7 protein-coding genes are annotated in these 9,497 nt (G+C 75.9%); 4 read left to right on the forward strand and 3 right to left on the reverse strand.

Translation table 11 applies throughout. The features are described from left to right. Positions 1 to 148: 148 nt before the first annotated feature. Positions 149 to 1,036 carry a Gfo/Idh/MocA family protein gene (locus LIU39_RS20170; RefSeq protein ID WP_227048182.1) on the reverse strand — a complete coding sequence of 296 codons (888 nt, stop codon included), beginning with the start codon at positions 1,034 to 1,036 and terminating at the stop codon, positions 149 to 151. 347 nt (positions 1,037 to 1,383) lie between these two features. On the opposite strand from LIU39_RS20170, the gene LIU39_RS20175 reads away from it, so the two are divergent. Then, complete coding sequence (locus LIU39_RS20175; protein WP_227048183.1) at positions 1,384 to 1,998, forward strand: winged helix-turn-helix domain-containing protein; 615 nt, start codon at positions 1,384 to 1,386, stop codon at positions 1,996 to 1,998. Positions 1,999 to 2,047: 49 nt separating this feature from the next. On the opposite strand, the gene LIU39_RS20180 is transcribed toward LIU39_RS20175, so the two are convergent. Continuing rightward, positions 2,048 to 3,004, reverse strand: coding sequence for a lysophospholipid acyltransferase family protein (locus LIU39_RS20180; RefSeq protein ID WP_227048184.1), 957 nt, complete (start codon positions 3,002 to 3,004; stop codon positions 2,048 to 2,050). Beyond that, entirely contained in the window at positions 3,001 to 3,801 is an 801-nt protein-coding gene (locus LIU39_RS20185; RefSeq protein ID WP_264483026.1) for a GNAT family N-acetyltransferase, read from the reverse strand. Before LIU39_RS20185 ends, LIU39_RS20180 begins: the two co-directional genes overlap by 4 nt. Positions 3,802 to 4,410: 609 nt before the next feature. Here LIU39_RS20185 and LIU39_RS20190 point away from each other — a divergent pair. The 3 genes from LIU39_RS20190 to LIU39_RS20200 all read left to right on the forward strand — a co-directional run. Continuing rightward, positions 4,411 to 7,557 carry an alpha-N-acetylglucosaminidase gene (locus LIU39_RS20190; RefSeq protein WP_227048185.1) on the forward strand — a complete coding sequence of 1,049 codons (3,147 nt, stop codon included), beginning with the start codon at positions 4,411 to 4,413 and terminating at the stop codon, positions 7,555 to 7,557. 48 nt (positions 7,558 to 7,605) lie between these two features. Continuing rightward, entirely contained in the window at positions 7,606 to 7,836 is a 231-nt protein-coding gene (locus tag LIU39_RS20195; RefSeq protein ID WP_227048186.1) for a DUF397 domain-containing protein, read from the forward strand. Between the two features lie 83 nt (positions 7,837 to 7,919). After that, the coding region (locus LIU39_RS20200; RefSeq protein WP_372463979.1) for a hypothetical protein at positions 7,920 to 9,497 on the forward strand (1,578 nt) is incomplete at its 3' end.

A 9,497-nucleotide genomic window follows, 5' to 3' on the forward strand; every position in this document is an offset into this window, starting at 1 on the left:
GCGCCGCCCGTGACGGGCGGCGGCTCGGGTGGTGCCCTTGCACGCTAAGGCGCCCGGATGATGCCATCCACGACCAATTCCGCCATATACCCATGCCTTGGAAGCTATGAATCCGTCCCGCAAGCGTGCGGCGGCCCGGCCTGCGGCCTCATCCCAGGGCCGCCTCCGCCCGTGCCAGGAGGTCCGTGACCCGCCGGCCGAAGTGGATGTCGCAGGCGTGCGGGCGGCCGCTGCGGGCAGCGGCGAGCAGCGCGTCGACGGCCCGGTGGTAGGCGGGCAGCGGACCGTCCTGGCGGCGCGGCAGCACGCTGGTTCCTGCGGCGCCGCGCAGTGTGACGGCGACACCGGCCGCCGCCGCGGGGGCGGTCAGGCTCAGGGTCGCCGAACTCGCCGCGCCGCCCCGGTGCCGCATCGTCAGCAGCACGGTGTCGGCCGGGCCGCGCACCGCGACGACCTTCTCCGCGTCGCCGAGCACCGGCAGCAGCACGGACAGCGCATGCGGCCCGACGTCCCACAGGGCACCCTTCTCGCGCCGCCAGGCGGAGGCCGCGTACGGGCTGTCACTGTCCTCGGCGAAGACCGAGCCGAGCCAGTCGGCGTGCGCGGTGAACCAGCCGCCTTCGGCCGCCCTGCTGTCGATCCACGCCGCCTCGGTCACGCCGAAGCGCGCGGTGAAGAAGACGACGGAGGCGACACCGGCCAGGTCCGCGGCCTCGGCCACCGCGCGGGCGTCGTCCGGCGCGAGGGCGACGGGCTTGTCCAGCAGCAGATGGCAACCGGCCGCCGCGGCGCGCACCGCCAGCGGGGCCTGGACGGCGGGCGGCAGGGCGATGGCGACGGCGTCGCAGCCGGCGATCAGCTCGTCGGGCGTGGCGCAGGGGCGGGTGCCGCACGCCTCGGCCAGTTCCGCCGCCGCTTGCGGCCGGCGGCCCCAGACACCGGCGAGTTCGACGCCGGGATGGGCGGCGAGTGCGGGGGCGTGGACGCGCTGCGCCCAGAAGCCGGTGCCGAGGAGTCCGATGCGCGGGGTCGTCATGGCACCAGTGTGCCGCGCCGCGGCGCACGGCCCGGGTGACGGCGCCGACGGAACGGCGACCGCGCCCCCCGCGGCGATCCACCTCACACCGGCGCCCGTGTGAAGGACATATCAACGGCCGTCTGGTTGAATGGCGTCATGGCCAGCCTCAGAGACACCGCGACAGGTCGCAGCGACCTGGAGCCCTTCTGGCCGTCCCGGCAGGCGCACGCCTTCGATCGTCTGTGTTGCCGCGCGCACTGAGCGCGGGCCCGCACACTCCTCCGCGACGCCGCTGACCGGCGTCCGCAGCCCTGCCCGCGCGCACGACGTCCCCGACGCCCCACTGCGCGAAAGAGCTGACCCCCATGACGAACGTCCGTACTCTGCCTGCCACTTCCGCGACGGCCACCCTGCCCCCCGCCCACCCCGCACAGGCCCGCCAGCGATTGCGCGCCGTGGCACCCGACGAGGTCCCGCCCGTGGCCGAGCTGCTGAACTCGGGCGCGACCTGGCTCCCTGCGCCGCAGCACAGCCTGCCGGCGCTGCCCGGCCGGCCCCCGATGGTCGGCTACCTCGTGCTCGTACCGGCCGAACAGGCCGCCGCGGCCCAGCAGTCGGCGGCCGGGCCCGCGGCGGGCACGACGGCCGCGGGCGGCACGGCCACCGTCGCGCCGCCCGCCGGACAGTTCGGTGACGCGATCGTCCGGATCGACGCCGACCAGCGGACCGCGTGGGTCCACGACCGGCCGCTGGACCTGACCTACCTCGAATTCGAGCTGCTGGCCCACCTGGTGGCCCACCCGCACCGCGTGCACACCCGCGACCAGCTGGTCACCACGGTGTGGGGGTACGGGCACGTCGGCGACGGGCGTACGGTCGATGTCCATATCGCCCGGTTGCGACGCAAGCTGGGCAGCGACCACCGGGCGTCGATCGTGACGGTGCGGCGCGTCGGGTACAAGTACGTGCCGAGCGCCTGACGGCCCCGGGAGGGCGGGCCCGCCCGTGCGGCGGGTCCGCTCCCGTCACTCACACACGGTGCCCGGCCGGGGAATCCGGCCGCCGGGCCGCGGGCGTCCCCGGTACGGCCGGGTGCTCGGGCTGCCGGGTGATGCCGGGCCGCGGCCCCGGCAGCCCGCGGTCCGGCAGTCCCGTGCCCTGCACCAGCGCCTGGGCGCGGGCCGCCAGCGCCCTGCGGTCGCCGGTTCCCGGGCGCCCCGGCAGCAGCGGCGGGTGCACGGTGACCCGAACGGCCAGGCCACGGGCGGTGATCACCCGGCGCAGCGAGGAGGCGAAGGTGTCCTCACCGCAGAACGCGGCCACCGTGCTGGCGGCGCCGTGCTGGGTGTACTCGACGGTCACCGGGCGCACGGGGGCGCCGGCGTCGACCGCCGCCTGGAACGTGGCCCTCCGGAAGGCTCCACCGGACGCGGTGCACCAGGTGGTGGCCTGCGGGAAGACGGCGACCGAGCGCCCCGATGCCAGCAGTTCGGACAATTCATCCACTATGTGCGGGAGTTGACGCGGGTTGCCGCGGTCGATGAAGTGGGTGCCGGCGCCGCGGGCCAGGCCGCCGACCACCGGCCAGCCGCCGACCTCGCGCTTGGCGAGCAGGATCACCGGTTCGACGGCGAGCAGCGCGGGGATGTCGAGCCAGGAGATGTGGTTGGCGACGATGAGCGAGCCCGGCCCGCCGGACCTGCCGGGCGGCACGCGCAGGGGCACGGCCGCGTCGTCCTGGCGGGCATCCGCCGAGCCGGCCGGGCGGATGTCCAGATGGATGTCCAGGGCGGCCAGCAGGGCGCGGGCGTGGTCGCGCCGACGGTGGGCCGCTGCTTCCGGCCGCCCGCCGTCCGCCAGCGCACGGCGCACCGTACGGGCGAACGCGGCGCAGCGCCGGGCCACTTCGGCGGCGGACACCCGCGGCAGGGCGTGCCGCGCGCAGGGTGCCGCGCAGTCGGACACCACGTCCCAGGGGCCCCTCACGCCTGCCCCAGGAAGTAGCGCCGGTAGCGGTCGCCGAGCTGTTCCATGTCCAGGACGACGAAGAAGTCGGCGACGCCGAACTCCGGGTCGTGGGCGGGCGCGCCGCATATCCGGGCGCCGATCCGCAGGTAGCCGCGCAGCAGCGGCGGCAGCTGCGCGAGGCTGGGCCGCCCGGGGAGCGCCGATGTGGGGTGCCACGGCCGGTGCGGCGTGACCCGCATTCCGGGCGGCGCGGCGTAGCGGGTGGCGGCCAGTGCCCAGGCGTGGGCGGCGGCGGTGCCGCCGTCGGCGAGCGGGACCGAGGCGCAGCCGGCGAGGTAGCGGTGGCCGGAGAGCAGGGTGTAGCGGGCCAGTGCGGCCCACATCTGCTGCATCACCGCGCCGTCCCGGTGCGCTGGGTGGACGCAGGAGCGGCCGGCTTCGATGAGGGCGGGGCGCAGCGGGCCGAGGGCGGCCAGGTCGAACTCGCCGTCGGAGTAGAGCTGCGGGCTGCGGCCCGGCGGCAGCAGCCGGTAGGTGCCGACGACCTCGCCGGTGGCGGTGTGGGTGACCACGAGGTGATCGGCCAACGCATCGAGGGAGTCGACGTCGTGGCCGGCGAGCGGGGAGTGCAGGGTGGCGCCCAGCTCGTCGCCGAACACCTGGTGGCGCAGCCGTTGCGCGGCACGGATCTGCTCGTCCGTGGTGGCGATGGCGGTGGTGTACGCGGGTGCCGGGTCGGGTTCGGGGGCGGCGGCCGGGGCCGCCGGGGCGGTGGCGGCGGTCCGGGCGGCGGAAGCGGTCGATGCCATGCTCATGAGAGCCCTCCATGGGGAGTCGGGAGGCTGCGGGGTCGACGGGCAGAGAGCCGGACGGTGCGGGACGGGACGGCGCAGGGCGGGGCCGGTCCGGGAACGGGGGAAGGAACGGCCCCGGAATGAAGAAGGAACGAGGGTGGAACGGGCCTGGGACGAAGGGGACATGGCCCGGAAGCGGTCTCGGGAGAGGTGCGGGAGGGGTGCGGAACGGTCTTGGGACGGCCGGGGAACGGCCCTGGGACGTCGCGGAACGGCCCTGGAACGCCCCGGGACGGCATGACGACGACGCGACGGGCGACGCTGCGGGCCGCGTGATTCCGGGGTGCACATGCGGTCCGACGACCTGTGCTGTCCTGCACGGCAGACTGTCCCCGCGCCCGCTGTCCGGGCGCGTGAAGCCCAGGGAGCGAACGGGTGAGGGTCGGCGGAACTCTGGTCTGCCACGCGCCGGATGGCCACGTTCCGGTCCCCTGGTACCGCTCCCCCGCCCCCGGCCGGCCGCGTCCCGCCTACTTGGAGCGGCGTCGGCCTGCCATTAGCGTGCCCTCCGCACGGATCCGTTGTTTCTGCCGACAATCTGCCGAACTTCTGCCGAGCAGTGGGGGCCACATGAGCCATCCGTCCAGACGCGTACTGCTGGGTTCCGCCGGGGCGGCCGGTGTCCGGGCCGTGCTGGGCGGGGCGGCAGGTGTCCCCGCACCGGTCGCGCCCGGCACCGGGCACCCCGCCCGTTCCACCCCGTTCGACACCGCACCGGCACGGGCGGCGCTGCGCCGGCTGCTGCCCGGCCACGCCGGCCGGTTCCGGCTGGTGCCGCTGCCCGCCGATGACGACACCGAGCGCTTCCGTATCGGCGGCTCGGCCGGCCGGATCGAGATTGCCGGGACCAGCCCTGCGACGCTGCTGACCGGCCTGAACTGGTACCTGCGTTACACCTGCAAGGCGCACCTGTCCTGGGCGGGCGACCAGCCGCCGCTGCCCGGCCGGCTGCCCGCTCCCGCACCGTCGGAACACACCACGTCGCTGCCGCACCGCTTCGCGCTCAACGACACCCACGACGGCTACACCGCCCCGTACGCCGACTGGCCGCGCTGGGAGCGGATCATCGACGTCCTGGCGCTGCACGGCGTGAACGAAGTGCTGGTGACGCCGGGCTCCGAAGCCGTCCAGCACCGCCTGCTGACCGGCTTCGGCTACCGCGACGCCGAGGCCCGCGCCTGGATCCCGGCGCCCACCCATCAGCCGTGGTGGCTGCTGCAGAACATGAGCGGCTACGGCGGGCCGATCAGCCCGGAACTCCTGGAAAAGCGGGCCACGTTGGGGCGGCGGATCACCGACCGGCTGCGGGAGCTGGGGATGCGCCCGGTGCTGCCCGGCTTCTTCGGGACCGTCCCGGACGGCTTCGCCGACCGCAATCCGGGGGCCAGGACCGTCCCGCAGGGCAGCTGGTCGGGGCTGAAGCGGCCGGACTGGCTGGATCCGCGGACGCCGGTGTTCGCCGAGGCCGCCGCCGCCTTCTACCGTCACCAGCGGGAACTGCTGGGCCCTGCGGACCTGTTCAAGATGGATCTGCTGCACGAGGGCGGCGACCCCGGCGACGTGCCGGTGCCGGACGCGGCCCGTGCGGTGCAGAAGGCGCTGCACACCGCGCACCCCGGGGCGACCTGGGTGATCCTGGGCTGGCAGGACAACCCGCGGCGTGACCTGCTGGACGGCGTCGAGCACGACCGGATGCTGATCGTGGACGGGCTCGGCGACCTCGAAACCGTCACGGACCGGGAACGGGACTGGGACGGGGTGCCGTACGCGTTCGGCAGCATCCCCAACTTCGGCGGCCGGACCACGATCGGCGCCAAGACCGACGTCTGGGCGAAGAGGTTCACGGCCTGGCGCGACCGGCCCGGCAGCAGGCTCGTCGGCACGGCGTACCTGCCGGAGGCCGCCGAGCGCGACCCGGCGGCCTTCGCGCTGTTCGCCGAACTGGCCTGGCGCGAGCGCCCGGTGGACCGCGCCGCGTGGTTCGCGCACTACGCCGATGCCCGCTACGGCGGCCGTGACCGCCACGCCCGCGCCGCATTCGCCGCGCTGCGCACCAGCGCGTACCAGATCTCCAGCAAGGACGGCCGGCCGCACGACTCGGTCTTCGCCGCCCGCCCGAGCCTGGCCGCCCGCTCCGGCACCACCTACGCCACCCACACCCCGGCCTTCGACCCGGCCGCCCTCGACACCGCGTTCGCCGCGCTGCTGGCCGTCCGCCCCGGGCTGCGCGGTAGCGACGCCTACCGCTACGACCTGACCGACCTCGCCCGGCAGGCCCTCGCCAACCGTTCCTGGCAGCTGATTCCGCAGCTCCAGGAGGCGTATACGCGGGGGGACCTGCCGGACTTCCGTGCGCTGGCGCGGCTGTGGCTGCGGCTGATGCGGCTGAGCGAGGAGGTCACCGGCGCGCACCGGCGGTTCCTGCTGGGGCCGTGGCTGGCCGAGGCCCGCGCGATGGCGTCGGGGCCCGATGAGGCGGCGCGCCTGGAGCACAGCGCCCGCGCGCTGATCACCACCTGGGCGGACCGGGCCACCGCCGACGGCGGCGAGCTCGTGAACTACGCCAACCGCGACTGGCACGGCCTGATCGGCGAGGTCCATCTCCCGCAGTGGCAGGCGTATTTGGACGAACTGGAGGACGCGCTGGCGGCGGACCGGGAGCCGCGGGTCTTCGACTGGTACGCACGCGAGGAGCCCTGGACCCACGACCGCGGCGACCACCCGCTGCGCCCCACCACGGACGCGTACCGCACCGCGCGGCGGGTCCGCGAGGTGCTCGCGGCGGCTCCCTACCAGGGCACGGTCACGGTGACCGCACAGCCGCCCGCGCTGCCGCCTGGCGGCCGGGCCACGGTGACCGCCGCGCTGCACAACACCAGCGGCCTGCGCCCGACCGGACGCGTCGACTTCGCACTGACCGGCCCGGACGCCGCAGCCGACGGCCCGCTCTCGCTGGATTCCGTCCCTCCGGGCGGCACCGGCGAGGCCCGCTGGCACGTCACCGCGCCCGCCGCGCCGCTCGACAGTCCGCTGCAACCGCTGCCGTACGGACTGACCGTGGACTACGGGCCGCGGGGCGAGGAGCGGGTGCGGACGGGCAGGGACGGGACGCTGTTCGTGGCCGGGCCGCTCGACGAGGAGCTGCGGACGGTGACCAACAGTGCGGCGGTTTTCGGCCAGTTGGCGGACCGATTCGCCCTCAACGGTTCCGGCGCCGACCTGTGGAAGACCACCGCCGAGTTCGGCGCCGCTTACCGGCCCGGCGCGCTGGCGGCGGGCGGCACGGCCACCGTGGAGGTGACCGGCCTTGACGCGGCCGCCCCCTGGGCCCGCGCCGGGCTGATCGTCCGCAACCGGCTGGCCGCCCCCGGAGCACCGGGCTCCCCGGACGGCCTCGGCTTCGTCAACCTCTCCGTCACGCCCGGCAACGGCGTGGTGCTGTCCTACGACTCCACCGGCGACGGCACCCTCGACACCTACCGGCAGCTCACCGGCGTCACCGCCCCCGTCCTGCTCCGCCTCGCCCGCGCCGCCTCCGCCCCGGGCACGTACACCGGTTCCTGCTCCACGGACGGCGGCGCCACCTGGCGCGAGGCCGGCACCGTCACCGTCCCCGGGGCCGCCGGACGGCAGGACACCGGGCTGCACCTGTCCGCCGCCAACTCCGGTACGGGGGCGCGTGCGTCGGCCGGGTTCCGCCGCTGGAGGGTGACCTGACCACCGCGTACGCTGGTGCGGACGGAACACCAGTGAGGGGACGGAACGATGAGTACCGCAGCCGAGAAGGAGTGGCTCTACGCCCTCGACATCTCCGACGCCACCTGGCAGCGCGCGCCGGGTGACGCCGTGGAAGCGGTGGAGGTCGCGTTCCTGGAGCGCGGGGCGGTCGCCATGCGCAATTCCACCGAGCCCGATGTGGTGCTGCGGTACACGAAGGCGGAGTGGGACGCGTTCGTTCTGGGCGCCCGCGACGGTGAGTTCGACCTGGAGATGTGAGCCGCTTCCTGCGGGCCGCGTCACCCGCCGGGGCCGCTGCGCCCGGCGGGTGACCCGCACCGGATTCACTCGTTTCACCGAACGTGGAACAGCAGGCGACATCCCCCCGTCAGGACCGCACCCTCCCCGACCGTGCCGACGGCTCCGGCGATGCCATGGACGTCGAGCAGGCCGAGGCCGCCCTGATCGAGCACTACCCGCGGCTGGTGCGGCTGGCCTATCTCGTCCTGCCGTCCGGCGCGAGCCGCAGCCGGCGGGTGCCGGTCGCCCACGCGGTCGTGCAGCGCGCCCTGCCGCGCCGCCGCACCGCCACCCGCGGCCGCACCCCCGGACTGCCCGCGCAGCGCAGCGGCACGGACGCCGGGTCCGATCCCGGCTACGCCTTCCTCCGGCTGCGGGTGCTGCGCGGCGCCCTGGCCGCCGGGCGCGCCCGGTGGCGGATTCCCACGCCGCCCCCGCTGCTGCCCCAGGTGTGGGGGCTGCGGCTGTTCCCGCGCTCCGGAGGTTCCGGTGAACTCGCCCTGGACCAGGCCCTGTCGGAGCTTTCGGGACCGGCGCGGGCGGCGTTCGTGCTGCGCGGTCTCGACCGGCTGACGGCGCAGGAAACCCGCGCGGTCCTGGAGGCTGCGGGGGTGCCGGACGCGGGCGCGGCGCTGGAGGAGGCGGAGCGGGTCGCGCTCCCTGCGGGCGGCCGGGCCGGTGCGCTGCTGGAGTCGGCGGAGTTCGACGCGTGCGCGCTGCAGGCCCGGCCGACGGACCTGATCCGGCGACGGCAGCACGTCCGCGCGCTGCTGGCGGCGGGCGCCGCTGTGATGGTGTGCGGGGCGCTGCTGGGGCTGCCGGGCGAGGGCTGGGGGCCGGACGGCGCGGCCGCCCCGCCGTACGCGCAGAACGCCGCGGCGCAGGCGGCGCTGGATCCCGACCAGGTGACGGCGGTGCCGGCGGCGGCCTGGAAGACCGCGGCGCGGCAGGACTTCGCCGCCTGGCCGGCCCGCGGCGACCGCACCGGCGACCGGGAGTTGCTGCGCCGGGCGCTGGCGGTGTGGGCCAGGCCGGGCGCCGGGGTGGTGGTGTCCGCGACGCCGGGCACGCCGTCCGGGCCCGCGGCGGGGCCGCCGCAGCTGCTGTTCGCGGGGAGGGTCGACCACGCCGCCGTGGTGCTCTTCCACGAAGGGCAGCGGCTGGTGCGGTACGCCGAGGCGGCGGACGGCGAGGGCCGGGCCGAAGGGGCGGGCGCCGCGCTGGAATTCGCGCGGGCGGACGGCGCGCAGGGGGCATCGGCCGGCGCGCTGGTGGTGGGCCGCACGGACCACAACGTCCGCTATCTGACGGCCCCTTGGACGGCGTCGGTGCGGCTGGTGGATCTGCTGAAGCCGGGCGCCGCCGGTGAGTGGCTGCCCGTCGGCGCGCAGGGCGTGACCGGCCCCGCGCCGGCCCCCGGCAGGGACGCCACCTGCGACCGGTGGCCCGCGCTGCGGATCGGCGGCCGGCTGCTGACCGATCTCGGCGAGCTGACCCCGGCCCGGCTGACGTACGGCAGCCCGCGCGGGCCGGGCGAGGTCAGCGGTCCCCAGGGGCGTACGGCGTGGGCGCGTACGGCGTGCCGGCTGCCCGCGCTGCGCGGGCAGGGTGGTTTGCAGAGCGTGAACGCCTGGCCGTTC

It is taken from the genome of Streptomyces pinistramenti (assembly GCF_020564935.1).
Taxonomy (GTDB): domain Bacteria; phylum Actinomycetota; class Actinomycetes; order Streptomycetales; family Streptomycetaceae; genus Streptomyces; species Streptomyces pinistramenti.

Bases quoted from the DNA above. Each gene is read 5' to 3' on its own strand.
- LIU39_RS20170 (WP_227048182.1), bottom strand. From the start codon at position 1,036: ATGACGACCCCGCGCATCGGACTCCTCGGCACCGGCTTCTGGGCGCAG.
- LIU39_RS20175 (WP_227048183.1), top strand. From the start codon at position 1,384: ATGACGAACGTCCGTACTCTGCCTGCCACTTCCGCGACGGCCACCCTG.
- LIU39_RS20185 (WP_264483026.1), bottom strand. From the start codon at position 3,801: ATGAGCATGGCATCGACCGCTTCCGCCGCCCGGACCGCCGCCACCGCC.
- LIU39_RS20190 (WP_227048185.1), top strand. From the start codon at position 4,411: ATGAGCCATCCGTCCAGACGCGTACTGCTGGGTTCCGCCGGGGCGGCC.
- LIU39_RS20195 (WP_227048186.1), top strand. From the start codon at position 7,606: ATGAGTACCGCAGCCGAGAAGGAGTGGCTCTACGCCCTCGACATCTCC.